The organism is Microlunatus spumicola (genome assembly GCF_039536445.1).
Lineage (GTDB): Bacteria > Actinomycetota > Actinomycetes > Propionibacteriales > Propionibacteriaceae > Microlunatus > Microlunatus spumicola.
Genome location: NZ_BAAAYR010000004.1, coordinates 521,508 through 546,056, shown reverse-complemented (window position 1 = coordinate 546,056; position 24,549 = coordinate 521,508). Strand labels below are relative to the sequence as shown.

19 protein-coding genes are annotated in these 24,549 nt (G+C 73.9%); 18 read left to right on the top strand and 1 reads right to left on the bottom strand.

Annotated elements, in window-relative coordinates; translation table 11 throughout:
- Positions 1 to 56 precede the first annotated feature (56 nt).
- From tsaE to guaA, 13 genes are all read left to right on the top strand, one after another.
- Positions 57 to 1,013 carry a tRNA (adenosine(37)-N6)-threonylcarbamoyltransferase complex ATPase subunit type 1 TsaE gene (tsaE, locus tag ABD665_RS15595; protein WP_344742501.1) on the top strand — a complete coding sequence of 319 codons (957 nt, stop codon included), beginning with the start codon at positions 57 to 59 and terminating at the stop codon, positions 1,011 to 1,013.
- A complete protein-coding gene (gene tsaB / locus ABD665_RS15590) occupies positions 1,006 to 1,743 on the top strand; it encodes a tRNA (adenosine(37)-N6)-threonylcarbamoyltransferase complex dimerization subunit type 1 TsaB (protein WP_204913536.1) in 738 nt (245 codons plus the stop codon). The genes tsaE and tsaB overlap by 8 nt, the downstream gene beginning before the upstream one ends.
- The gene (locus ABD665_RS15585; RefSeq protein WP_204913535.1) at positions 1,740 to 2,345 is read left to right on the top strand and encodes a GNAT family N-acetyltransferase; all 606 of its coding nucleotides are present in this window, start codon (positions 1,740 to 1,742) and stop codon (positions 2,343 to 2,345) included. Before tsaB ends, ABD665_RS15585 begins: the two co-directional genes overlap by 4 nt.
- Positions 2,342 to 3,397, top strand: coding sequence for a tRNA (adenosine(37)-N6)-threonylcarbamoyltransferase complex transferase subunit TsaD (gene tsaD, locus ABD665_RS15580; RefSeq protein ID WP_204913534.1), 1,056 nt, complete (start codon positions 2,342 to 2,344; stop codon positions 3,395 to 3,397). The genes ABD665_RS15585 and tsaD overlap by 4 nt, the downstream gene beginning before the upstream one ends.
- Positions 3,398 to 3,577: 180 nt before the next feature.
- Entirely contained in the window at positions 3,578 to 4,762 is a 1,185-nt protein-coding gene (locus tag ABD665_RS15575; RefSeq protein ID WP_204913533.1) for a THUMP-like domain-containing protein, read from the top strand.
- A 351-nt stretch (positions 4,763 to 5,113) separates the two neighbouring features.
- Complete coding sequence (gene groES, locus ABD665_RS15570; RefSeq protein WP_091072411.1) at positions 5,114 to 5,410, top strand: co-chaperone GroES; 297 nt, start codon at positions 5,114 to 5,116, stop codon at positions 5,408 to 5,410.
- Positions 5,411 to 5,452: 42 nt separating this feature from the next.
- Complete coding sequence (gene groL / locus ABD665_RS15565) at positions 5,453 to 7,066, top strand: chaperonin GroEL (protein WP_204913532.1); 1,614 nt, start codon at positions 5,453 to 5,455, stop codon at positions 7,064 to 7,066.
- A 527-nt stretch (positions 7,067 to 7,593) separates the two neighbouring features.
- The gene (locus tag ABD665_RS15560) at positions 7,594 to 8,229 is read left to right on the top strand and encodes a sigma-70 family RNA polymerase sigma factor (RefSeq protein WP_344742500.1); all 636 of its coding nucleotides are present in this window, start codon (positions 7,594 to 7,596) and stop codon (positions 8,227 to 8,229) included.
- A gap of 344 nt (positions 8,230 to 8,573) precedes the next feature.
- Positions 8,574 to 10,061: an IMP dehydrogenase gene (guaB, locus tag ABD665_RS15555; RefSeq protein ID WP_204914983.1), complete on the top strand. Its 1,488-nt coding sequence runs from the start codon at positions 8,574 to 8,576 to the stop codon at positions 10,059 to 10,061.
- Positions 10,062 to 10,307: 246 nt separating this feature from the next.
- Entirely contained in the window at positions 10,308 to 11,417 is a 1,110-nt protein-coding gene (locus ABD665_RS15550) for a GuaB3 family IMP dehydrogenase-related protein (RefSeq protein ID WP_204914981.1), read from the top strand.
- A 103-nt stretch (positions 11,418 to 11,520) separates the two neighbouring features.
- Positions 11,521 to 14,346, top strand: a complete 2,826-nt coding sequence (locus ABD665_RS15545; RefSeq protein WP_204913531.1) for a S8 family serine peptidase — start codon at positions 11,521 to 11,523, stop codon at positions 14,344 to 14,346.
- Between the two features lie 74 nt (positions 14,347 to 14,420).
- Positions 14,421 to 14,720, top strand: coding sequence for a chorismate mutase (locus ABD665_RS15540; protein ID WP_204913530.1), 300 nt, complete (start codon positions 14,421 to 14,423; stop codon positions 14,718 to 14,720).
- Between the two features lie 100 nt (positions 14,721 to 14,820).
- Positions 14,821 to 16,431, top strand: coding sequence for a glutamine-hydrolyzing GMP synthase (gene guaA / locus ABD665_RS15535; RefSeq protein WP_425562170.1), 1,611 nt, complete (start codon positions 14,821 to 14,823; stop codon positions 16,429 to 16,431).
- Positions 16,432 to 16,542: 111 nt separating this feature from the next.
- On the opposite strand, the gene ABD665_RS15530 is transcribed toward guaA, so the two are convergent.
- A complete protein-coding gene (locus tag ABD665_RS15530) occupies positions 16,543 to 17,262 on the bottom strand; it encodes a DUF1275 family protein (RefSeq protein WP_204913529.1) in 720 nt (239 codons plus the stop codon).
- A gap of 149 nt (positions 17,263 to 17,411) precedes the next feature.
- Here ABD665_RS15530 and ABD665_RS15525 point away from each other — a divergent pair, with 149 nt between their 5' ends.
- The 5 genes from ABD665_RS15525 to ABD665_RS15505 are packed head-to-tail and all read left to right on the top strand — an operon-like array spanning position 17,412 to position 24,546.
- Complete coding sequence (locus ABD665_RS15525; protein ID WP_204913528.1) at positions 17,412 to 19,133, top strand: ABC transporter substrate-binding protein; 1,722 nt, start codon at positions 17,412 to 17,414, stop codon at positions 19,131 to 19,133.
- Positions 19,134 to 19,137: 4 nt separating this feature from the next.
- Positions 19,138 to 20,091 (top strand): ABC transporter permease subunit, encoded by a 954-nt coding sequence (locus ABD665_RS15520; RefSeq protein ID WP_204913527.1) that lies wholly within the window; start codon positions 19,138 to 19,140, stop codon positions 20,089 to 20,091.
- Positions 20,091 to 21,011: an ABC transporter permease subunit gene (locus tag ABD665_RS15515; RefSeq protein WP_204913526.1), complete on the top strand. Its 921-nt coding sequence runs from the start codon at positions 20,091 to 20,093 to the stop codon at positions 21,009 to 21,011. Before ABD665_RS15520 ends, ABD665_RS15515 begins: the two co-directional genes overlap by 1 nt.
- Positions 21,011 to 22,849, top strand: a complete 1,839-nt coding sequence (locus ABD665_RS15510) for a gamma-glutamyltransferase family protein (RefSeq protein WP_344742499.1) — start codon at positions 21,011 to 21,013, stop codon at positions 22,847 to 22,849. The genes ABD665_RS15515 and ABD665_RS15510 overlap by 1 nt, the downstream gene beginning before the upstream one ends.
- A complete protein-coding gene (locus tag ABD665_RS15505) occupies positions 22,849 to 24,546 on the top strand; it encodes a dipeptide ABC transporter ATP-binding protein (RefSeq protein WP_204913525.1) in 1,698 nt (565 codons plus the stop codon). The genes ABD665_RS15510 and ABD665_RS15505 overlap by 1 nt, the downstream gene beginning before the upstream one ends.
- Positions 24,547 to 24,549: the final 3 nt, after the last annotated feature.

Below are 24,549 nucleotides of genomic sequence, written 5' to 3'. Positions count from 1 at the left end.
TCGCCCCCGCTGGAACGTGACCGGAGGCCCGTCCGCCCGTGAGTAACCTCGCTGGCGTGAGCGTGCCCCTGCCCGAACCCGTGGTGGTGGTGGCGTCCCCGGACGACGCGCCGGCCATGGTCGAGGTCGTCCACGCCGCGTTCGGCGCCCGGCCCGCCGTCGACCCGCCGTCGACGGCCGGGGCCGAGACGGTCGGGACGATCGCCGAGGCGCTGCGCCGCGGCGGTGGCGTCTACGCCTCCGTCGACGGGCGGCCCGCCGGCGCGATCCTCGTCGGCAGCACGGCCGAGGGCGTGGCGACGTTCGCCCGCGTGTCGGTGCACCCGGACTTCCAGCGGCACGGCATCGCCTCGGCGATGGTGGCCGCCGCGGAAGACCTCGCCGCCCTGCAGGGCCACCACCGGGTCGACCTCTTCGCCCGCGAGGAGTTCGGCGAGCTGATCACGTTCTGGAGCCACCGCGGCTTCCGGGTCGCGCGACTGGCGCCTCACGGCGTCGTGCTCAGCAAGCGGCTCCCGCACGCGGTCGTCCTGCGCACCGGCGAGGACACGCACGCGCTCGGTCGGCGCCTGGCCGAGCTGGTGCGGCCCGGCGACCTGGTCGTGCTCAGCGGCGAGCTCGGCGCGGGCAAGACCACCCTCACCCAGGGCCTCGGCGAGGGTCTCGGCGTGACGGGTCCCGTCATCTCGCCGACCTTCGTGCTGTCGCGCGTGCACGCCACGCCCGGCGGCCGGCCGACGCTGGTGCACGTCGACGCGTACCGCCTGCGCGGACCCGGAGAGCTCGACGACCTGGACCTCGACCTCAGCGCCCCGACCAGCGTCACCGTCGTCGAGTGGGGCCGCGGCCTCGTGGAGCACGCCTGGGACGACCGGCTCGAGGTCGACCTGCTGCACGACCCGGAGGGTGGCCGCATCGCCCTCGTCCGCCCCGTCGGCGACCGCTGGACCGCCGCCGACCTGTCCGAGCTCGGCCGGACCGCACCCGCCGACGAGGAGGCCCTCCGTGCCTGAGCCCCGTCCCGGCCTCGTCCTCGCGATCGACACGACGACGGACGTCACCGTCGGCGTCGCCCGCGACGGCGTCGTGCTCGCCGGCGACCGCGTGACCGACCGGATGGCCCACGTCGAGCAGCTGGTCCCGCTCGTGCACCGCACCCTCGCGGCCGCGGGCGTCTCCCTGGCCGGCGTCGACCACGTCGTCGTCGGGCTCGGCCCGGGACCGTTCACGGGGCTGCGCGTCGGGATCGTGACGGCCCAGGTGCTGGCCCACGTCCGGAAGGTCGGCCTCCACGGCGTCTGCAGCCTCGACGTGATCGCGCTGGCCCACGCCGCGGCGCAGGACCCGAGCTCCGCGAGCGCCAGCGAGTGGAGGTCATCGGGGGGTGTGGGGGGTCGTCCCCCCTCAGGACAGGGCTTCGTCGTCGCCACGGACGCCCGTCGTAAAGAGGTCTACTGGGCGCGCTACGACGCGGACGGTCGGCGCGTCCAGGGTCCGGAGGTCTCCAGCCCGGACGACTTGCCGCGCCTGCCCACGGTCGGTCCGGCCGCGGACCTCTACGCCGACCGGCTCGACGCCGTGCCCGGTCCCCGCACCCTCGACGCGGGCCTGCTCGCCGCCCACGGTCTCGACCTGCCGTCCGCGGGCACCGAACCGCTCTACCTCCGTCGGCCCGACGCCGCCGAGCCCGCCCGCCGCAAGTCCGTCCTGCGGCTGCCGCCCGGCCAGGCGGTGCGCCGGTGAGCGCCACCGGCCTCGAGCCCAGCGAGGCGTCGCTGCGCTTCAGCCTGCTGCCGGCCCGGCTCGACGACCTCCCCGCGATCCTGCGGCTGGAGGAGGAGGGCTTCGGTCCCGAGGAGCGCTGGAGCGAGCGCAGCTGGTCGGGCGAGCTGCTCGGGCAGGGCCGGACGACGCTGCTCGCCCGCGGTGCCCAGCCCGCCGGCGTCATCGCCCTCAGCACGGTCGGGGAGGTGGCCGACCTGCACCGCGTCGTCGTCGCGCCGGCGTACCGCCGCCAGGGCCTCGCCCTGCGCATGGTCCGCGCCGGGCTGCTCGCCGTGCAGCACCTCGGCGCGCGCCTGGTGATGCTCGAGGTCGAGTACACCAACCTCGGCGCCATCGCGCTCTACCAGCGGCTCGGGTTCGAGCAGGTGCGCGTCCGGCGCGACTACTACGGCACCGGCCGCGACGCCCTCATCCTGCGCCTGTACGACCTGGAGACCTGGCCGGGGCGGTTCGCCCGGGCCGTCGAGGAGACCGAGGCGGACCTGCAGGCCGAGCGAGCCGACGTCCGCGGTGCGGAAGCACTGTCGGGCGGACCCGACCTGACGGAGGAGCGTTCGTGACCGGCCCCTTGGTGCTCGGCATCGAGTCCTCCTGCGACGAGACGGGCGTCGGGATCGTCCGCGGTCACGAGCTGCTCGCCAACGAGGTCGCCTCGAGCGTCGAGGAGCACGCGCGGTTCGGCGGGGTGGTCCCGGAGATCGCCAGCCGCGCGCACCTCGAGGCGATGCTGCCGACGCTCGAGCGGGCCTGCGCCACGGCGGACGTGGACCTGACCGAGGTCGACGCCATCGCCGTCACCGCCGGGCCCGGGCTGATGGGCGCGCTGGTCGTCGGCGTCGCCGCGGCGAAGGCGCTGGCGTTCGCGCTGGACAAGCCGCTCTACGGGGTCAACCACCTCGCCGGCCACGTCGCCGTCGACCTGCTCGAGCACGGGCCGCTGCCCACCCCCTGCGTGGCGCTGCTCGTCTCCGGCGGGCACACCTCGCTGCTGCTGGTCGACGACATCGCGGGCGTCGCCGGGCGCGGCATCGTCGAGCTCGGCTCGACCATCGACGACGCGGCGGGGGAGGCGTACGACAAGGTCGCGCGCCTCCTCGGCCTGCCCTACCCCGGGGGACCGGTGGTGGACCGTGCGGCGGCGACCGGCGACCCGCGCGCGATCGCCTTCCCGCGGGGGCTGACCTCGGGGCGCGACCTCGAGCGGCACCGGTTCGACTTCTCCTTCTCCGGGCTCAAGAGCGCCGTCGCGCGCTGGGTCGAGACCCGGGAGCGGGACGGGCTGGACGTGCCGCTGCCCGACGTCGCGGCGAGCTTCCAGGAGGCGGTCTGCGACGTCCTGACCGCGAAGGCGATCGACGCCTGCGCCGCGACCGGCGCGAAGCACCTGCTGATCGGCGGCGGCGTGGCTGCGAACGGCCGCCTCCGCTCCCTGCTCGCCGAACGGGCGGACGCGGCCGGCGTGACCCTGCGGACCCCGCGGCCCGGGCTCTGCACGGACAACGGCGCCATGATCGCCGTCCTCGGGGCCGAGGTGGTGAACGCCGGCGGTCGCCCGTCGGGACCCGAGCTCGGCGCCGACTCGTCCCTCCCGGTCTCCCGCGTCCTGGTCTGACCCTCCTGCCCGCACCCACCGCCTCCTGCCGCTCGACCCTCGTGACCACTGGTCGGTCCGGGGGCGCGGGGGCTCCGTCGGGCGCTCCGAAGTGACCACTGGTCAGCCAGAGGAAGGGGGCAGGGGCGAGGGGGACAGGGGAGAGGCGACAGGGGTGAGTCCGAGGGGAAGGGGGCGGCGGTGGTGACACGGTTGCCGTACGGGCTCACGCCGGAGGTCCTGGCCGCGGCGGAGGCCGAGGCGGACCCCGGTTCGCTCGGCGCGGGCACCCGGCTGCGCGCGCGCTTCGGGCCCGAGCTCGCGGCGGCCGCGCTGACCCAGGTGACGCTGCGGCGCCGGGCCCGGGCCAAGTTCGGTGACGCGGCCGGCGCGCTGTGGTTCACGCGCGAGGGCCTCGAGCAGGCCACCCGTCCGCAGGTCGCCGACCTGCACGCCGCCCGCTTCGTGGCGGCCGGCGTCTCCCGCGTGGTCGACCTGGGCTGCGGCGTCGCGTCCGACGCGTCGGCGTTCGTCCGGGCCGGGCTCGACGTCGTAGCCGTCGAGCGGGACCCGGCGACGGCCGACGTGGCCCGCGCGAACCTCGCCGTCGCGGTCGCCGCGACCGGCGGCCGGGTCCGGGCGGAGGTGGTCGTCGCCGACGTGGCGGACGTGCTGGCGGCCGGCGTCGAGCCGGGCGCCGGGGTGTTCGCCGACCCCGCCCGCCGGGACGCCCGCGGCCGCGTGTGGCGGGCCCAGGACTTCAGCCCCGACCTCATCTCGCTCCTCGCGCTGGCCGAGGACGGCCGGGCCCTCGGGCTCAAGCTGGGGCCCGCGCTGCCGCACGCCCTCGTGCCGCCCGAAGCCGAGGCCGAGTGGGTGAGCCACCACGGCGACGTCGTCGAGGTGGGCGTCTGGAGCGGTCCCGGCAGCACCCCGGGACGGCGCAGCGCCCTGCTCTGGCCCGGCCTCCGCCTCGTCGCCGAGGGCGGCCGGCCGCCGGTCCGCCCGCCCGGCGCGTACGTCTACGAGCCGGACGGTGCGGTGATCCGGGCGGGTGTCGTCGGCGTCCTCGGCGACCGGCTCGGCGCGGGCCTGCTCGACGAGCAGATCGCCTACCTCACCGCCGACACGTTCGTCGCGACGCCGTACGCCACCGCGTTCGCCGTCGAGCGCGTGCTCCCGTACGACCAGAAGGTCCTGCGCCGCTGGGTGCGGGAGGCGGGTGTCGGCCGGCTCGAGGTCAAGCGCCGGGGCCTGGACGTCGACCCCGCGCAGCTGCGCCGCGACCTCCGGCCGAAGGGGTCCGCGGCGGCGACGCTGCTGCTGAGCCGGACGCCGGAGGGCGCCGTCGCCCTCGTGGTGACGCGGCTGCCTCCGGCGGTGTGAAGCGCACCGCATCGTTTGGCTATTCGCACACAGGTCGTCACAATTGGTACCGGCGCGTGACCCCCGTCGTGCACACGGGGTCCGTCCGCGCCGGTCGTGCCTGCCTCCTGCCCCCCGGAGGTGGAGCCGACGTGCGGCCCCGGATCCCCTCGACCCGGGGCCGTTCACGTACCCGCGCCCGGGTCGCTCGTTCTGGCACTCCGTCTGGGCGAGTGCTAATGTCGGATTAGCACTCCGGACAGGAGTGTGCCAGCGCCGGCCGACGGTCAGCGCCGGCGGACGGGACGGCACCGCGACGACGTCCCGGCCACCTACACCCGTTCATCCGTACACACGTGAAAGGGGCCTGACGTGGCCAGCACGATCAAGCCGCTCGAGGACCGCATCCTCGTCCAGCCGCTCGAAGCAGAGACCACCACCTCCTTCGGTCTGGTCATCCCGGACACCGCCAAGGAGAAGCCGCAGGAGGGCAAGGTCATCGCGACCGGCCCCGGCCGCATCGACGACAACGGCCAGCGCGTCCCGCTGGACGTCGCCGAGGGTGACGTCGTCATCTTCAGCAAGTACGGCGGCACCGAGGTGCGCTACGACGGCAACGACCTGCTGCTGCTGAACGCCCGCGACATCCTCGCGGTCGTCACCAAGTAAGTCCGGCAGCAGCCGAAGACCCAGGACAGAGGAACAGCACACATGGCCAAGATCCTCCAGTTCGACGAGGAGGCGCGCCGCTCTCTCGAGCGTGGCGTCGACATCCTCGCCAACACCGTGAAGGTCACGCTCGGCCCGAAGGGCCGCTACGTCGTCCTCGACAAGAAGTGGGGCGCCCCCACGATCACGAACGACGGCGTGACCGTCGCCCGTGAGGTCGAGCTCGACGACCCGTACGAGAACCTCGGCGCGCAGCTCGCCAAGGAGGTCGCGACCAAGACCAACGACGTCGCCGGTGACGGCACGACGACCGCGACCGTCCTCGCCCAGGCCCTCGTGCACGAAGGCCTCCGCGCCGTCGCGTCCGGGGCCAACCCGGTCGGCCTCAAGCGCGGCATCGACGCGGCCGTGGCGGCCGTGACCGAGCGCCTGCACGCCGACGCCCGCGAGATCCAGACGACCTCCGACATGGCGTCGGTGGCCACCATCTCGGCGCGTGACGCCGAGATCGGCGCGCTCATCGCCGACGCGTTCGACAAGGTCGGCAAGGACGGCGTCATCACCGTCGACGAGTCCAACACCATGGGCACGGAGCTCGAGTTCACCGAGGGCATGCAGTTCGACAAGGGTTACCTGTCGCCGTACTTCGTGACCGACCCGGAGCGGATGGAGGCTGTCCTCGACAACCCCTACATCCTGATCAACTCCGGCAAGATCTCCTCGATGACCGACCTGCTCCCGCTGCTGGAGAAGGTCATCGGCGCGTCCGGCACCCTCTTCGTGGTGGCCGAGGACGTCGACGGCGAGGCGCTCTCCACGCTGGTCGTGAACAAGATCCGCGGCACGTTCACCTCGGTCGCCGTCAAGGCGCCGGCGTTCGGTGACCGTCGCAAGGCCATGCTCGAGGACATCGCGATCCTCACCGGCGGCACCGTCGTGGCGCCCGAGGTCGGGCTCAAGCTCGACCAGGTCGGCCTCGAGGTGCTGGGCCGTGCCCGCCGCGTCGTGGTGACCAAGGACAACACCACGATCGTCGACGGTGCGGGGGAGGGTGACGCCGTCAAGGCGCGCGTCGCCCAGCTCTCCTCCGAGATCGAGCGGACCGACTCCGACTGGGACCGCGAGAAGCTGCAGGAGCGGGTCGCCAAGCTCGCCGGCGGCGTCTGCGTGATCAAGGTCGGCGCGGCCACCGAGGTCGAGCTCAAGGAGAAGAAGCACCGCATCGAGGACGCCGTGTCCGCGACGCGTGCGGCCATCGAGGAGGGCATCGTCGCCGGTGGCGGCTCCGCCCTCATCCACGCCGTCAAGGCGCTCGAGGGTGACCTCGGCCTGACGGGCGACGAGAAGACCGGCGTCGGGATCGTCCGCCGCTCGGCCGTCGAGCCGCTGCGCTGGATCGCCGAGAACGGTGGCGTCCAGGGCTACGTCGTCACCGCGAAGGTCGCCGAGATGGAGCCCGGCTCGGGCTACAACGCGGCCACCGACGAGTACGTCGACCTCATCGCCGCGGGCGTCATCGACCCGGTCAAGGTCACGCGCTCCGCGCTGGCCAACGCCGCCTCGATCGCCGCGCTGCTGCTCACCACCGAGACCCTCGTGGTGGAGAAGCCCGAGGAGGAGGAGCCGGCTCCGGCCGGTGGGGGTCACTCGCACTGACCCCAGGTCCGAGCCTGGAGCTCGAACGCCCGAACGAGGCCGTCCCGCCACCCGGCGGGGCGGCCTCGTCCGCGTTCCGGGGGCTGCTGCGGGCCCGCGTACGCGGAGGTCGGCGTGGGGTTCGTCAGGCGGTCGCGCCGCTCACCGGTCGCGAGGGCCGGGCGGTCGAGAGGTACACCCGCCGGGAGGTCCGGGCGGTCGAGAGGTGCAGCGGCTGGGAGGTCGGCCCGGCCGAGAGGTGCACCCGTGACGAGGACCGTCCCGCTGAGTAGCACGCCGGCTGTGAAAAGCGGCCAGTCAAGTAACGCAACAGGTGAACAATCACAAGTTGGTAACGATGCACGAAATTGGTACGTATGACAACGTTAGTCATTGAGAATTGACCATGAAGCGGTCGGGGGATCCTTCAAGCAGGACTCAGGTCAGCTCGTGACCTCGCAGGACCTGTGATCACCTCGGCGGGGGCCCAGGGTGCCACGGGAGCTCGTACCAGCTAACCATCCACTCGGGGAGTGAATGGAGTTCCGGTGCCGAACACCGACCTCAGCCAGGCCCTCTCAGACCACGACCTCGTCGCCCGTGCACGCGCCGGGGAGGTCGTCGCGATGAACCTGCTCATCACGGCGGTCCGCAAGGCCGTCCACCGCTACACCCGGGCCCGCCTGTCGACGTACAGCGGCGGCGCCGAGGTGGCCGAGGACGTCACCCAGGAGGTCTGCCTCGCCGTCGTGGACGTGCTGCCGCGCTACCAGGACCACGGTGCGCCCTTCGCCGCGCTCGTCTACGCGATCGCCTCGAACAAGGTCGCCGACGCCCAGCGCCGCTACGCACGGACCCCCGTCCACGTCGTGGAGGAGCTGCCGGAGCAGGCCGAGCCGGCGCTCGGCCCGGAGCAGCAGACCATGGTCCGCTCGGACGTCGAGGCCGCGCTTGCGCTGCTCGAGCGGCTCCCCCCGCGGATGGCCCAGGTCGTCCGGCTGCGCGCCGAGGGCCTCAGCGCGGACGAGGTCGGCGCGATCGTCGGCCTGACCGCCAACGCCGTCCGCGTCACCCAGCACCGCGCGCTCACCCGCCTGCGTCGGCTGGTGGCGGACTCCGCCGACCACCGCGAGCGCTTCTCCGACCGGGCGACGACCCGGCCGGACGTCCGGGTCGCGGCCTGAGACCCGGTCGCCCGCACCAACGCCCGTCCGTGGTCGTCGTCGCGCCCTGCCCGCGTCCGCACACCCCTCCCGGTGTGCCCACGCGAGCAGGGTGCGTCGGCGCCGGGCGGCGGGGGAGCGGGCCGCTGCCCACGTCCCCGGCCCGCACCCCGGCGCGCGTCCCGGCCTGAGGCCCGGCCGCCCGTCCGCGGGACCGGGCCGGCCTCCGCGCGCGGCTAGAGTGGGACCTCCGCCCGTGCGAGAAGGAATGTGCCGTGCCGTTGTTCCCCGGACACCAGCCCTCCGGCGACGGAGGCCGTGAGGCCCCGCAGCCCGACCACGACGACTGGGCCTCCGGACCCGGGGTGCCCGCCCCGTTCGCGGCGCTCGGCCTGACCTTCGACGACGTCCTGCTCCAGCCGTACGAGAGCGACGTCATCCCCTCCGAGGCCGACACCTCGACCTGGGTGTCCAAGCGGATCCAGGTCAAGGTCCCGCTGATCTCCTCGCCGATGGACACGGTCACCGAGTCCCGGATGGCCGTGGCCATCGCCCGGCACGGCGGGCTCGGGATCATCCACCGCAACCTGTCGATCGAGGACCAGGCCCACCAGGTCGACGTGGTCAAGCGCTCCGAGGCCGGCATGGTCGACGAGCCGATCACCATCTCCCCGGACGCGACCATCGGCGAGGCCGACGCACTCTGCGGGCGCTACCGCATCTCCGGCGTCCCCGTCGTCGACCGCGACCTGCGCCTGCTCGGGATCGTCACCAACCGCGACATGCGCTTCGAGAGCGACGCGTCCCGCCTGGTCCGCGACGTCATGACCCCGATGCCGCTCGTCACCGGCGAGGTCGGCATCAAGGGCGAGGACGCCATGCGGCTGCTCGCCACGCACAAGATCGAGAAGCTGCCGCTCGTCGACGCCGGCGGCCGGCTGCGCGGCCTGATCACGCTCAAGGACTTCGTCAAGGCCGACCAGTACCCGGACGCCAGCAAGGACGACCAGGGCCGGCTCCGCGTCGGCGCGGCGGTCGGCTTCTTCGGCGACTCGTGGAAGCGCGCGATGTCGCTGGTCGAGGAGGGCGTGGACCTGCTCGTCGTCGACACCGCCCACGGCCACTCGCAGGGCGTGCTCGAGATGGTGCGCCGCCTCAAGGCCGAGCCGACGGCCGCGCACGTGGACGTCGTCGGCGGCAACGTCGCGACGTACGCGGGGGCCAAGGCCCTCGTCGAGGCGGGCGTCGACGGCGTCAAGGTCGGCGTCGGGCCGGGCTCGATCTGCACCACCCGCGTCGTCGCCGGCGTGGGCGTCCCCCAGGTCACCGCGATCCACAACGCCGCCCGCGCGTGCGGCCCGGCGGGAGTTCCGCTGATCGGCGACGGCGGCCTGCAGTACTCCGGCGACATCGCCAAGGCCCTCGTGGCCGGCGCGGACACCGTGATGCTGGGCTCGCTGCTCGCCGGCTGCGACGAGAGCCCGGGTCAGCTGATCTTCGTGAACGGCAAGCAGTTCAAGACCTACCGGGGCATGGGCTCGCTCGGCGCCATGGCCTCCCGCGGGCGCTCGGCGTCCTACTCCAAGGACCGCTACTTCCAGGGCGACGTCACCTCGGACTCCAACCTGATCGCCGAGGGCATCGAGGGCCAGGTGCCCTACCGCGGCCCGCTCGCGGCCGTGGCGTACCAGCTCGTCGGCGGCCTGCGGCAGTCGATGTTCTACACCGGCGCCGCCACGATCCCGCAGCTCCAGGAGCGCGGCTCCTTCGTCCGGATCACCTCCGCCGGCCTCCGCGAGTCCCACCCCCACGACATCCAGATGACCGTCGAGGCGCCCAACTACTCCGGCTGAGAGCTCACGCTGCTCGTCCGTCGCGTCACAGGACTTTCACGTTTACGTGAAAGACCTCTGCTCTGCACGGCAGATCTGCCGTGGTGAGTACCGGACTTTCACGTTTACGTGAAACTCCTGGGACTCGTACGCACGGCTGACGCACGGCTAACGCGCAGCGCTCGCGGCAGGGCGGGCCCGGCGAGCGCCCGTGGGGTGGCGCAGGTTCGCGGTCGGTGCGGGCGATGCAGGAGGATGGGGCCCATGGTGGTCGAGATCGGGCGGAACAAGCGGGCCCAGCAGGCGTACGCGTTCGACGACGTGTCGATCGTGCCCTCGCGGCGTACGCGGGGGGACGAGGAGGTGTCGCTGGCCTGGCGCATCGACGCCGGGACGTTCGAGTTCCCGCTGCTGGCCGCGCCGATGGACTCGGTGATGTCGCCGCAGACGGCGATCCTGCTCGGCCGCCTCGGCGGGCTGGGCGTGCTGAACCTCGAGGGCCTGTGGACCCGCTACGAGGACCCGGAACCGCTGCTGGAGGCGATCACCGCCGAGCCCGACCCCGCCGCGGCGACGCGGGCGATGCAGGAGATCTACGCCGAGCCGATCAAGCCCGAGCTGATCGGGGCGCGGATCGCCGAGATCCGGGCCGCCGGGGTCGTCGCCGCGGGCGCGCTCTCGCCGCAGAACACCCAGGCCTACGCCAAGCACGTCGTCGACTCGGGCGTCGACTTCTTCGTCATCCGCGGCACGACGGTCTCCGCCGAGCACGTCTCGCGCGACGTCGAGCCCCTGAACCTCAAGCAGTTCATCTACGACCTCGACGTCCCCGTGATCGTCGGCGGCTGCGCGACCTACCAGGCCGCGCTGCACCTGATGCGCACCGGTGCGGCCGGCGTGCTCGTCGGCTTCGGCGGGGGAGCGGCGGACACCACGCGGTCGGTGCTCGGCGTCGCCGTCCCGATGGCCTCGGCCACGTCCGACGTCGCGGCCGCCCGCCGCGACTACCTCGACGAGTCCGGCGGCCGCTACGTGCACGTCATCGCGGACGGCTCGGTCGGCCGTTCCGGCGACATCGCGAAGGCGATCGCCTGCGGCGCGGACGCCGTCATGGTGGGCTCGCCGCTGGCCAAGGCCGAGGAGGCCCCGGGACGCGGGTTCCACTGGGGCCCCGAGGCGTGGCACGCGACGCTGCCGCGCGGCGAGCGGGTGCACTACGGCACGGTCGGGACGCTCGAGCAGATCCTGCTCGGCCCGTCCACCGTCCCGGACGGCACCATGAACCTCGTGGGTGCCCTGCGCAAGGCGATGGCCACCACCGGCTACTCCGACGTCAAGGAGTTCCAGCGCGTCGAGGTCGTGCTCGACCGCCTCTGAGGCATCAGGAGAACCCCCGGGGCATTAAGAGAACCCCCAGCAGAATTGCCCGAACTCCCTTAGCGTCGTCCGCGTCAACCGGCGGGGCGATCAAGGGAGAACCATGCCTGCAGCACGCGCGTGGGCGGCCGTCCTGGCCGGCGTCGTCGTCGGGGTGACGGTCGTGACCGTGCCGACCGCCACCGAGGCCGCACCGTCGACGCCCGCGGCGTACCGCAAGGTCGACCGGACGCTCGGCAACGGCCTCGGCCGCCTACTCGCCCCGATGAACAAGCCCGGAACCCCCACGGCGAGCCCGAACGCCCGGTCCGGCCGGCAGCGTCCGAGCGGCCTGCGGGTCGACCAGGAGTCGCTGGCCGTCCGCGACGCCGAGGGTCGGGTGCTGGTCGACCTGACCCCGCAGGCGGGCGTGGACCGCGCGGGCTTCCGTCGTGCCGCGGAGGCGGCGGGCCTGGTGGTGCAGGCCGTCGACCCGGGGCGCGGCACCCTCGAGGGGTTCGTCGGGCCGGCGGACGTCCCGGCCCTCGCCGGCCTCGCGGGTCGCGGCAGCCTGGCGCAGGCGGTCCGGCCGCGGGCGAGCGTCGGTGACGTCACGTCGCAGGGCGTCGCGCTGCAGCGCGTGGACCGGGTCCAGCGTTCCGGCGTCGACGGAGCCGGCGTCACCATCGGCGCCCTGTCCGACTCGTACGACACCGCCACCCGCACCGTCACCGGGCAGCCCCTCACCGTGCACGCCGCGGACGACGTGGCGAGCGGCGACCTGCCCGGCCCCGGGAACGCGGCCCACCCCGACCCGGTGGTCGTGCTCGACGACCGCGGCCTCGGCGGGCTCGACGAGGGCCGCGCGATGCTGCAGATCGCTCACGACGTGGCGCCCGCCGCCAGGCTCTGCTTCGCGAGCGCGCAGGTCGGGGAGGTGCAGTTCGCCGAGAACATCCGCCGCCTCGCCGACCCGCAGGGCCCCTGCGGCGCGGACGTCGTCGTCGACGACATCGCCTACTTCGACGAGCCGATGTTCTCCGACGGCATCCTCAGCGACGCCGTCGACGACGTCGCCGGGCAGGGCGTCCACTACGTCACCTCGGCCGGCAACCAGGGCAGCAACCAGGCGTGGGACGCCCCGCTGCGCCTCGTGGACGTGGACGACGCGGTGAAGGGGTCGAACCTCGATCTCCGTGCCGTCGACCCCGCCCTGTACGACGGCGGGTTCGTCGACCTGAAGCAGGGCAGCGGAGTCGACGTCGCCCAGAACCTGGCGCTCGGGCCGGACGGCGGGCTGATCGACCTGCAGTGGGACGACCCCGTCGACCTCGACGGCCCCACCCTCGGCCGGCCGTGGTTCTCCGGCTCCGGCACGATCACGAGCGCCGAGCGCACCGCCACCTTCGCCTTCACCCCGACCGACGAGCAGGAGGGGAAGACCGTCCAGTTCCGGGCGGACGGCATCCCCAGCGGCACCACGGACCTCGTCATGACGGTCACCGCGCCCGACGGCACCGTGCTCGCCACCTCCGACACCGGCAGCTCGGAGACGTTCGCGGCCGAGCTGGACCAGGCGGGGGCGTACCGGGTCGACGTCTCCGGCTACGAGGGCGAGACGGGCGACTTCACGGTCGACGTCAGCCCGGTCGAGGAGCCGTCGGGCGTCACCACCGACCTCAACGTGCTGCTCTTCGGCCCGGACGGCACCTTCCTCGGCGACGCGGCCGACGTGAACGCGGCCACCGGGCGTCCCCTGGAGCTGCTGCCGATCTCCGGCCTGCCCGAGGTGCAGATGGTCGTCAGCCGGTCCGGGACCGGCGCGGTCGGGGCGCACCGGCTGCGCACGGTCCTCTTCGGCGACGCCGAGCTCGCCGAGCACGTCGACCCGGGCGACGCCGGCGTCTTCGGCCACGCGACGGCCCGTGGGGCGACGGCGGTGGCGGCGTACGACCCGTTCGGCCCCTTCCTGCCCGAGCCCTACACCGCGGTGGGCGGGACGCTCACGGTCACCTACGACTCGGCCGGCCGCCGGCTCCCGGCGCGCGACCGGCCGCGCAAGGTCCCGCAGGTCGCCGGGGCCGACGGCACGGACACCACCTTCTTCGGCGCCGACAGCCCGGCCGACGCCGACGACGCACCGAACTTCTTCGGCACCAGCGCCGCCGCCCCACACGTCGCGGGGATCGCGGCCCTCGTGGTGCAGCAGGCGGCCCGGAAGGGCGCGACCCTCACCCCCGTCGAGCTGCGCGAGCGGCTGCAGGACGCCGCGTACGCGCACGACCGGGACCCGTTCGCGGCCGAGGGGAAGGCCGCCGGCGTCACGCTGGGCGCCGAGGGGGCGCAGTCCCCGGAGACCGGCCGGGTGCCGGGGTCGATGACGGACACGCACTTCTTCACGCTGCGCAACCGGACCGGGAAGACGATGCGCTCGGTCACCCTCGACGGGTCCACGGCGAGCCCCAGCGCGCTCGGACTGCAGGGGACCTCCCCCTCGGCGGGTGTCGTCTTCGACCCCCGTCCGTACGACGCCACCGGTCCGCGCGGCGACGTCGGGTTCCCCTTCACGATCGGCTCGACCGCCGGCGGGCTGAAGGCGTCCACCGTCTCCGCGGCGTACGAGGGTCCGACGGGCGACGGCCGCTACCGCCGGCTCGTGCTGACCTTCGCCAAGGGCCTCGAGCGGGGCGACCGGCTCGAGTTCGGCGTCGACCGCGACCTGGCCCGCTCCGGCGACGGCACGGCGGACGAGGGCAACGGCGCGGACGAGCTGGGTGGCGCGACGCTGCTGCCGTCGGGCAAGAAGGTCAAGGACGGGCTGACGTTCACGGTGCGGCGGACCAGCGGCGGGCGGACCGCCGGCGAGCTGCGCAACGACCTCGGACACGGCTTCGAGCGGGTGGACGGCTACGGGCTGGTGGACGCCGAGGAGGCCGTGCTCGGGCGCTGAGGCCCGCCACGGGGTCGTCCGAGGGGGACGTGCGGGGCGGGTGCCCGATCCGGACGTTCACTACGATGACCGCCATGGACCAGGACGTGGCGGCCGAGCTGGCCCGGTTGCGGCACAGCATCGACAACATGGACGCCGCCCTCGTCCACCTGCTCGCGGAACGTTTCGCCGTCACGCAGCAGGTCGGGGTGCTCAAGGCCGCGCACGGGCTCCCGCCCGCCGACCCCGCCCGCGAGGCCCAGCAGATCGCCCGGCTCCGGGCCCTCGCGGTGGACGCGCGGCTCGACCCGGAGTTCGCCGAGAAGTTCCTCGGCTTCATCGTCGCGGAGGTGGTCCGGCACCACGAGGCCGTGCTGCGGGACAGCCCGGTCTGAGGACCAGCCGGCCCGTCGTCGTGCGCCTCGAGGACGTCGTCCCGTGCCGTCCGGCCGCACCCCTAGACTCGGTCCTCGCCCGCGAGAGAAGGACGTCCGCATGAGCACGACCGACCCGACCGAGCCGACGCCGCTGCAGGCGGTGGGGGACCACGACCTGGTGGTGGTGATCGACTTCGGCGCCCAGTACGCGCAGCTGATCGCGCGCCGCGTCCGCGAGGCCCGGGTCTTCTCCGAGATCATGCCGCACACGGCCACGGTCGAGCAGATCATGGCCCGCCGCCCCAAGGCGATCATCCTCAGCGGCGGACCGCAGTCCGTGTACGCGCCGGGCGCCCCGCAGGTCGACAGCGCCCTCTTCTCGTCCGGGGTCCCCGCGTTCGGGATCTGCTACGGGTTCCAGGCCATGGCCTCCGCGCTCGGCGGCGACGTCGCCCGTACGGGACTGAGCGAGTTCGGCCGGACCAAGGCCCGCGTCGACGTCCCCGGAACCCTCCTGCAGGGCCTGCCCGACGAGCTGGCCGTCTGGATGAGCCACGGCGACTCGGTCGAGTCGGCGCCGCCCGGGTTCACCGCGCTGGCCGGGTCGGCCGGGGCGCCGATCGCCGCGTTCGAGGACACCGACCGCGGGTTCGCGGGCGTCCAGTGGCACCCGGAGGTCCTGCACACCCAGGCGGGCCAGAAGGTGCTGGAGCAGTTCCTCTTCGACATCGCCGGCTGCAAGCCGGACTGGACGCCGGCCAGCATCCTCGACGACGCGATCGCGGCCGTCCGCGCCCAGGTCGGCGACAAGCGCGTGATCTGCGGGCTGTCCGGGGGCGTCGACTCCGCCGTGGCCGCCGCGCTCGTGCAGCGCGCGGTCGGCGACCAGCTCACCTGCGTGTTCGTCGACCACGGCCTGCTCCGGGCCGGCGAGGCCGAGCAGGTCGAACGGGACTTCGTCGCTGCGACCGGGGTCGACCTCGTCGTCGCCGACGCGGCCGACCAGTTCCTCGACGCGCTCGCGGGCGTGACCGACCCCGAGACCAAGCGCAAGATCATCGGGCGGGAGTTCATCCGGACGTTCGAGGCCGCCGCGCGTGGCGTCGTCGAGCGGGCGGGGGAGGCCGACGGCGGGGACGTCGAGTTCCTCGTGCAGGGCACGCTCTACCCCGACGTCGTCGAGTCCGGCGGCGGCGAGGGCGCGGCCAACATCAAGAGCCACCACAACGTGGGCGGCCTGCCCGACGACCTGCAGTTCGCGCTGGTCGAGCCGCTGCGCACGCTGTTCAAGGACGAGGTGCGCGCGGTCGGGCTCGAGCTCGGCCTGCCGCCGGCCATCGTCTGGCGCCACCCCTTCCCCGGTCCCGGGCTCGCGATCCGGATCATCGGCGAGGTCACCCGCGACCGCCTCGAGATCCTCCGCGCGGCCGACGCCGTGGCCCGCGCCGAGCTGACCGCCGCCGGGCTCGACCGCGACGTCTGGCAGTTCCCGGTGGTCCTGCTCGCCGACGTCCGCTCGGTCGGCGTCCAGGGCGACGGGCGCACGTACGGCCACCCCGTCGTGCTGCGTCCCGTCACCAGCGAGGACGCGATGACCGCCGACTGGAGCCGCCTCCCGTACGAGGTCCTCGAGTCGATCAGCACCCGGATCACCAACGAGGTCCGCGAGGTCAACCGCGTCGTCGTCGACATCACCAGCAAGCCCCCGGGCACCATCGAGTGGGAGTAGGCGAGGCCTGATCCGCCCGGGCGTACCTTCCGCGCCCGCGCGCACCCTGCAGGGTGCGCCTCACCGCAGAAGGTGCGCCTCGCGGGTGGAGGAGCGCCCCGCAGGTGCCGGTCAGGCGGCGGAGCCCGCCTCGGCGTGGCGGAGGTCGGCGCGCCGGGCGCGGTGGAGCAGGCCGAGGGCGACGGCCATCAGGACGCCGGCGAGGACGAGGGCGTACGAGCCGCTGAGGTAGCGGATCACCGCCGCGGACGCCAGGGCGCCGAGGCCCATCGTGACGATCGCGCCCACCCGACGGAACCAGGCGGCCCCGGCCCCGCCGGCGAGGCGGCTGTCGCCGGCCAGGTTGACCATGGTCATCGTCACGACGACCGTGGACAGGTCGCGGATGCCGGTGTGCTTGACCGCCGAGGCCTGCGCGCCGAGCAGGAGCGCGAGCACGCCGGTGATCACGATCATCTCGGTGGTGCCGAGCCGGCCCAGCACGAACCACAGCCCGGCGAGCACGAGCGTCCCGACGGTCGTGCCGAGCAGCACCCACATCGACGACCGCGGCAGCTTCACCCCGGGCGTCGCGCCGCGGCGGGTGAGGCGCGAGCCGAGGGCCGCGCCGAGCAGGAAGGTCAGTAGCGCGACGAGGTTGTTGAGCACCGGGATGTCCGCGACGCCCATCAGCCCGAACCCGATGAACAGCACGTTCCCGGTCATGTTGCCCGTGAACACCCGGTCCAGGGCGAGGTAGCTGACGCCGTCCACCGCCCCGGTCGCCGCCGTCAGGACGAGGAGCGCGGTCGTGTACTCGCGCTCCGCCCAGGTCTGCCCGTGTGCCGCCATCGTCCGTCCACCCGCCTCGAGTCCTGCGTACGGCCGCGGACGTTACCCGCCGTCCACCCTCCGGACAGCGGGGGCCGTCCCCACGGGACGAAACCCAAGGAAATGCTGAAGCCCCTTCCCCTCGGAGGGTCCGGCGTGCTTGGTTTTCGTTGAACGATTCGCGAACGGGTCGTGAACCAGCCCCGTACGGCCACCCCGAGGAGCCCGTCCTGCCCACCCACGCCGGTACCGCCCCGACGCCCGCGACCCGGGCGCGCGGCCCGCTGCTGGTCCTCGTCGCCGCGGTCCTGCTGCTGCTGCCCGGCTGCTACGCCGTGCAGCGGCCCGAGGCGGCGCCGCCGCGGCCGGACCACCCCTCGGACCCGGTGGGGGACCGTGCGGTCGAGGGGGGCGGGGACCTGGTGATGGGCCTGTCGGCGGAGCCGGACAAGCTCGACCCGACGACGTCGTCCTCGCTCTACACGCGCTACGTGATGAACACGATCTGCGAGAAGCTCTACGACATCGACGCCTCCGGCAAGGTCGTGCCGCAGCTCGCGAGCGCGCTGCCCGAGGTCTCGAAGGACGGGAAGACCGTGACCATCGGGGTCCGCGACGGCGTGCGGTTCGCGGACGGCACCCCGCTGGACGCCGAAGCCGTGAAGACGACCCTCGAACGGAACCTCACGCTCAAGACCTCCGCCCGCAAGAGCGAGCTCGGGCCCGTCGCGTCGGTGGAGGCGCCCTCGGCGCGCGAGGTGGTGGTCCACTACGAGACCCCGTTCGCCCCGCTGACCGCGGCGCTCGCCGACCGCGCCGGCATGATCATGTCGCCGAAGGCGCTGGCCGACCTCGGCGACAAGTTCAGCGAGCACCCGACCTGCGTGGGCCCGTTCAGCTTCGTCTCGCGGGTCCCGCAGACGTCGATCACCGTGCAGCGCGACCCGATGTACTACGCGGCCGACCAGGTGCACCTCGACACGATCACCTACCGGATCATGTCCGACGCCAACATCCGCGCCGCCAACCTGCGCTCCGGCGACATCCAGGTCGCCGACTCCATCTCCACCCAGGACGTCGACGCGCTGGTCAAGGAGCGCGACGTCGGCCTGCTGCAGACCAGCTCGCTCGGCTACCAGGCGATGACGATCAACCTCGCCAACACCGACGGCGCCGGCGAACCGCCGAAGCAGATCGACACCCCGCTGGCCAGCGACCCGCGCGTGCGGCTCGCGCTCGCGTACGCCGTCGACCGCGGCGCGCTCGTGAACTCCGTCTTCAACAACTGGTACGAGCCGGCCTGCTCGCCGATCCCGCCGACCTCGCCGTACGCCAGCCCCGGCGGCGAGGCGTGCGTGCCGCACGACCCGGCCAAGGCGCGCGAGCTGCTCCAGCAGGCCGGGGTGCCGATCCCGTTCCCGATCACGGTGAAGACGTCGAACACGGCGGAGGCGCTGCGCTACGCGGCGGCCCTGCAGGCGGCGCTCGAGCCCGGCGGCTTCGCGATGCGGATCGAGCCGGTGGAGTACTCGACGCTGCTCGACCAGCAGACCGCCGGCGACTTCGACGCGATCCTGCTCGGCTGGTCCGGCCGCATCGACCCGCACGGCAACATGAACAGCTTCCTGGTCACCGGCGGCGGCAACAACTACGCGGGCTACAGCAACGAGGTCGTGGACGACGGCATGGCCGAGGCGGCCCGGTCCACCGACACCGCCGAGCGGGCCCGGATCTACGCCGGCGTCATGGAGCAGGTCCGGAAGGACAACCCGATCATCTACCTCTACCGCGTCCGCAACCTCGCCGCGTACACGAGCACGGTCGGCGGCGTCGAGGTGTTCCCCGACGGGGTCGTCCGGCTCAGCCGCGCGGCCTTCCTGAGGGAGGGGTGACGACGTGGCGCGCTACCTGCTGAACAAGCTGTGGCAGGCCGTCGTGACGCTGCTGCTCTCGGCGCTCGTCGTCTTCGTCGGCGTCCGGGCGCTGCCCGGCGACCCGGCGCTCGCGCTGGCGGGCGAGGAGGCCGACCCGGCGACGCTGGCCGCGGTCCGCGCCGACCTCGGGCTCGACCAGCCGGTGATCGTGCAGTTCGGGCGGTTCCTGTCGAACCTCGCCCACGGCGACCTCGGCACCTCGATCCGGACGGGCACCCCGGTCACCGACCTGCTCGCGGCCACCCTGCCCGTGACGATCTGGCTGGCGCTGTACGCGACCGTGCTCGCGGTGATCATCGGCGTCGCCGGCGGGGCGCTGGCCGCGACCTACCGCGGCCGCTGGCCGGAGTGGGTGGCGAACGCCTTCTCCCTCGGCGGGCTCTCCGTGCCGCACTTCTGGCTCGGGCTGCTGGCGATCCTCTACCTCGCGGTCTCGCTCGGGGCGTTCCCCGCGTCGGGCTACGTCCCGGTCAGCCAGAACCCGCTGCGTGCCCTCTACTACCTGACCCTGCCCGCGGTGATCCTCGGCACCGGCCTCGCCGCCGTGGTGATGCGGCAGACCCGCTCGTCGATGCTGGAGACGCTGTCGACCGACTACGTCCGGACGGCCCGCGCGAAGGGCCTGCCGCGGGGGAAGGTGCTGCGCGACTACGCCCTGCGGAACTCCCTGATCGTCGTCGTGACGATCATCGGCCTGCAGCTCGGCGGCCTGATCAGCGGCGCGGTCGTCACCGAGCGGATCTTCGGCCTGCCCGGCTTCGGCAAGCTCACGCTCGACTCCGTGTTCAGCCGCGACTACCCGGTGATCCAGGCCGTCGTGGTCGTCGTCACCGCCGCGTACATCGTGATCAACCTCGCCGTGGACGTGCTCTACTCCGTGATCAACCCGCGGATCCGTGTCGGAGGGGAGTCCTGATGGCGATCCAGGTGGTGCCCGCGGAGGCGGTTCCGGCGTCCTCCGGCGAACCGTCGGCCCCGGACGGGAGCGGCCTCGGCGACGGACGCCGCCGCGTGCTGCGCAGCCTCCTGCGGAACCCGCTCGGGCTGGTCGGCGGGGGGCTGCTGCTCCTGATCGTCCTCGTGGCGGTGCTCGCGCCCCTACTCGCGCCCTACCCGCCCACGCAGGTGCACTTCGACACCCCGTTCCAGCGGATCGGCACGGTCGGCTTCTGGCTGGGCAGCGACGACCTGGGCCGCGACACGATGTCGCGCGTCATCTACGGCACGCGCGCCTCGCTCGAGGTCGGGGTGCTGTCGGTGGCGCTGGCCGTCGTGCTCGGGGTGCCGCTCGGCCTGGTGTCGGGCTGGTGGCGGACGCTGGACGCCTTCGTGGCCCGGCTGACCGACCTGCTGCTGGCCTTCCCGTTCCTCATCCTCGCCGTCGGGCTGGCGGCCATCCGCGGGGCGAGCCTCACCAACGCGGCGCTGGCCCTCGGCATCGCCCAGGTGCCGACCATGATCAGGGTCGTCCGGGCGGAGACGCTGCGCTGGCGGAGCGCGGACTTCGTCTCGTCGGCGCGGGCGATGGACGCGAGCAGCGGCTGGATCCTCTTCCGCCACATCCTGCCGAACGCGGCCTCGGCCGTCATCGTCCAGGCCACGGTGATCATGCCCGTCGCGATCATCGGGGAGGCGACCCTGTCGTTCCTCGGGCTGGGCATCCGCCCGCCGGCGCCGAGCCTCGGCATCATGCTGTCCGACGCGCAGCAGTACATCTTCCGTGCGCCGTCGGCCGCGGTCATCCCCGGTGTCGCGATCGCCGTGATCTGCCTCGCCTTCAACTTCTTCGGGGACGCCCTGCGCGACGCCCTGGACCCGACCACCTCGAGCCGCTGATGCCTCCCACGACCTCCGCGTCGTTCTCCTCGCCCTTCACCTCCACGCCGCCGGCGCCCCTCACCCGGCCGGACCTGCGCGGCACGTTCGGCATGGTCGCGAGCACCCACTGGGTGGCCAGCGCGACCGGGCAGTCCGTCCTCGAGCGCGGTGGCAACGCCTTCGACGCCGCCGTCGCGGCCGCCTTCGTGCTGCACCTGGTCGAGCCGCACCTCAACGGGCCGGGCGGCGACCTGAGCGCGTTGATCCACGTGCCGGGGGAGGGGCCGCAGGTCCTGATGGGCCAGGGGCCGGCGCCGGCGGGCGCGACGATCGAGCACTACCGCGCCGAGGGCCTCGACCTCGTGCCGGGCGCGGGCGGCCTGGCGGCGGCCGTGCCGGGTGCGGTCGACGCGTGGCTGCTGCTGCTGCGCGACCACGGGACGTTCGAGCTGGCCGACGTCTGGTCGTACGTGCTGGGCTACGCCGAGAACGGCTACCCCCTCGTCGAGCGGGTCGCCGCCACGGTCGCCTCGGTCCGCGAGCTCTTCACGCGGCACTGGACCACGTCGGCCGACTTCTGGCTCGTCGACGGCGAGCCGCGGCCGACCGGCACCCTGATGACCAACCCCGCGTACGCGGCCGTGCTCCGCGGGCTCCTCGACGCCGGTTCCGGCGCGGGCAGCCGCGAGGAACGGATCGACGCGGCGCGGACCGCGTGGGCGACGGGCGTGGTGCCGCAGGCCGCCTGCGCGCTGCTCGCCGAGCCGCACCGGCACTCCGACGGCCGCGACCACGCCGCGGTCGTCACCCCCGCGGACTTCGCGGCCCACCGGGCGAGCTGGGAGCCGGCGACCACCGCGCAGTTCCGGGGGTGGACCGTCGCGAAGAACGGGCCGTGGGGCTCGGGACCCGTGCTGCTCCAGGCCCTGAAGATCCTCGAGGGCTACCCCGACGACGAGCTCGACCCCGGGACGGTCGTCGGCGCGCACCACCTCGTCGAGGCGCTCAAGCTCGCGCTGGCCGACCGCGACGCCTGGTACGGCGACCCCGACCCGGCCGCGGGCGAGGCCCCCGTCCCGCTCGACGTCCTGCTGTCCGACGCGTACGCCGCCGAGCGCCGGGCGAGCATCACCGACGACGCGTCGGAGCGCCCCCGTCCCGGCGACGTGCCCGGACGGACCGCGTACGAGGCCCCGCTGCGCGAGCAGTCGCCGGACCCCGACGCCGAGGGCGTGGGGGAGCCGACCGTCTCGCGCGTCGGGGCGACCCGCGGCGACACCTGCCACCTCGACGTCGTCGACCGCTGGGGCAACCTCGTCTCGGCGACCCCCAGCGGCGGCTGGCTGCAGTCCTCGCCGCACGTCCCCGAGCTCGGCTTCTGCCTCGGCTCGCGGCTGCAGATGGTGTGGCTGGACGAGGCCTCGCCCTCGCGGCTGCGCCCGGGGCGTCGGCCGCGCACGACGCTGAGCCCGACCCTGGTGCTCCGCGACGACGCCGGCGTCGCCGCGCTCGGCACGCCGGGCGGCGACCAGCAGGACCAGTGGCAGCTGGCCTATCTGCTGCGCACGCTGGTCGGCGGATGGACGCCGCAGCAGGCGATCGACGCGCCGACGCTGCACACGACGGCGATGGCCGGCTCGTTCTGGCCGCGGACCTGGACCCCCCGCGGCGTCGTCGCGGAGGACCGGCTCGGCGCCGAGGTGCTGGACGGCCTCGCGGCCCGCGGGCACGCCGTCACCCCCGCCGGCGGCTGGACCCTCGGCCGGCTCTCGTCGGTCACCCGTGACCCGGAGACGGGCGAGCTCGGCGCGGCGGCCAACCCGCGCGGCGAGCAGGGCTACGCGGTGGGGCGCTGATGAGCACGCCCGAGACCGCCCCGGAGACGGTGCCGGTGCTCGAGGTCCGCGACCTCGAGGTCGGCTACCGCACCGAGGGGCAGCTACGCACCGTGCTGCACGGGGTGTCCTTCACGATCGGCGCCGGCGAGCGGCTGGCCGTCGTGGGGGAGTCCGGCTCGGGCAAGTCGACGACGGCCGCCGCCGTGCTGGGGCTGCTGCCGGGGTCCGGCCAGGTCACCGGCGGCTCGGTCGCGTTCCGCGGCGAGGACGTCACCCGCCCCTCGTCCGCGCGCCTGCTGCGGCTTCGCGGCCGCGAGATCGGGCTCGTCCCCCAGGACCCGATGTCCAACCTCAACCCCGTCCTGCGGGTGGGGCGCCAGATCAGCGAGACCCTCGTGGCGCACGGCGTCGCGACCGGGGCCGCGGCGCAGCAGCGGGCCGTGGAGCTGATGGGCGAGGCGGGCATCCCCGACGCCGCGCGCCGGGCCCGGCAGTACCCGCACGAGTTCTCGGGCGGGATGCGCCAGCGCGTGCTCATCGCTATCGCGCTCGCCTGCAACCCCCAGCTGCTCGTCGCCGACGAGCCGACGTCGGCCCTGGACGTCACGGTCCAGCGCCAGATCCTCGACCACCTGGAGACCCTGCGGGCGGCGCACGGCACGTCGCTGATGCTGATCACCCACGACCTCGGGCTCGCCGCGGACCGCGCCGACCGGGTGATCGTCATGTCCAAGGGGGCGATCGTCGAGACGGGGCCGACGGCACAGATCCTGCGCGACCCGCAGCACGAGTACACCCGGCGCCTGGTCGAGGCCGCCCCGTCCGTGTCGTCGGCCCGGGCCCGCGCGTCCCTGCGGACGCAGGCCCGCGCGGCCGGTCCCGACGCCGCCCACGAGGGCACGGCCGGGGAACCGCGTACGGACGTGCTGCTCGAGGCGGTCGGGCTGACGAAGCGCTACCGCCTGCGGGGGCAGCGGGGCCAGGAGGTCCTCGCCGTCGACGGCGTGTCGTTCGACGTGGCCCGCGGCACCACCACGGCCGTGGTGGGGGAGTCCGGTTCCGGCAAGACCACGGTGGCGCAGCTCGTGCTCGGCCTCGAACGGCCGACCGAGGGCGAGGTGCGGATCGACGGCGAGGTGGTCGAGACGGCTCGCGGTGCGCGGCGCCGCGCGATCCGGCGGGCCATGCAGCCCGTGTTCCAGGACCCCTACGCCTCGCTCGACCCGACGTACTCGATCGAGCACGTCGTCGACGAGCCCCTGCGGGTGGCCCGGGTCGGCGACCGGGCGTCGCGCCGCCGCCGCGTCGGCGAGCTGCTGGACCAGGTGGCTCTGCCCGGCTCGGTGGCCCAGCGACGCCCGAGCGAGCTCTCCGGCGGCCAGCGCCAGCGCGTGGCCATCGCTCGCGCGCTCGCCCTGGAACCGCGCCTGGTCGTCTGCGACGAGGCCGTGTCCGCGCTCGACGTGCTCGTCCAGGAGCAGACGCTCACGCTGCTGTCGGACCTGCAGGACCGGCTCGGCCTGACCTACCTCTTCATCACCCACGACCTCGCGGTCGTGCGCCAGATCGCCGACGACGTGCTGGTCATGCAGCGCGGGCGGGTGGTGGAGCGGGGCAGCGTCGACGACGTCTTCGCGGCCCCGGCCACCGACTACACCCGCAGCCTGCTCGACGCGATCCCCGGGGCGGAGTTCTTCGCCGAGCAGGCGGTCTGAGCC

What these genes read in the sequence shown, in the direction of transcription:
- groL (WP_204913532.1), top strand. Translation starts at nt 5,453, where the DNA reads ATGGCCAAGATCCTCCAGTTCGACGAGGAGGCGCGCCGCTCTCTCGAG.
- ABD665_RS15545 (WP_204913531.1), top strand. Translation starts at nt 11,521, where the DNA reads ATGCCTGCAGCACGCGCGTGGGCGGCCGTCCTGGCCGGCGTCGTCGTC.
- ABD665_RS15540 (WP_204913530.1), top strand. Translation starts at nt 14,421, where the DNA reads ATGGACCAGGACGTGGCGGCCGAGCTGGCCCGGTTGCGGCACAGCATC.
- guaA (WP_425562170.1), top strand. Translation starts at nt 14,821, where the DNA reads ATGAGCACGACCGACCCGACCGAGCCGACGCCGCTGCAGGCGGTGGGG.
- ABD665_RS15530 (WP_204913529.1), bottom strand. Translation starts at nt 17,262, where the DNA reads ATGGCGGCACACGGGCAGACCTGGGCGGAGCGCGAGTACACGACCGCG.
- ABD665_RS15515 (WP_204913526.1), top strand. Translation starts at nt 20,091, where the DNA reads ATGGCGATCCAGGTGGTGCCCGCGGAGGCGGTTCCGGCGTCCTCCGGC.
- ABD665_RS15510 (WP_344742499.1), top strand. Translation starts at nt 21,011, where the DNA reads ATGCCTCCCACGACCTCCGCGTCGTTCTCCTCGCCCTTCACCTCCACG.
- ABD665_RS15505 (WP_204913525.1), top strand. Translation starts at nt 22,849, where the DNA reads ATGAGCACGCCCGAGACCGCCCCGGAGACGGTGCCGGTGCTCGAGGTC.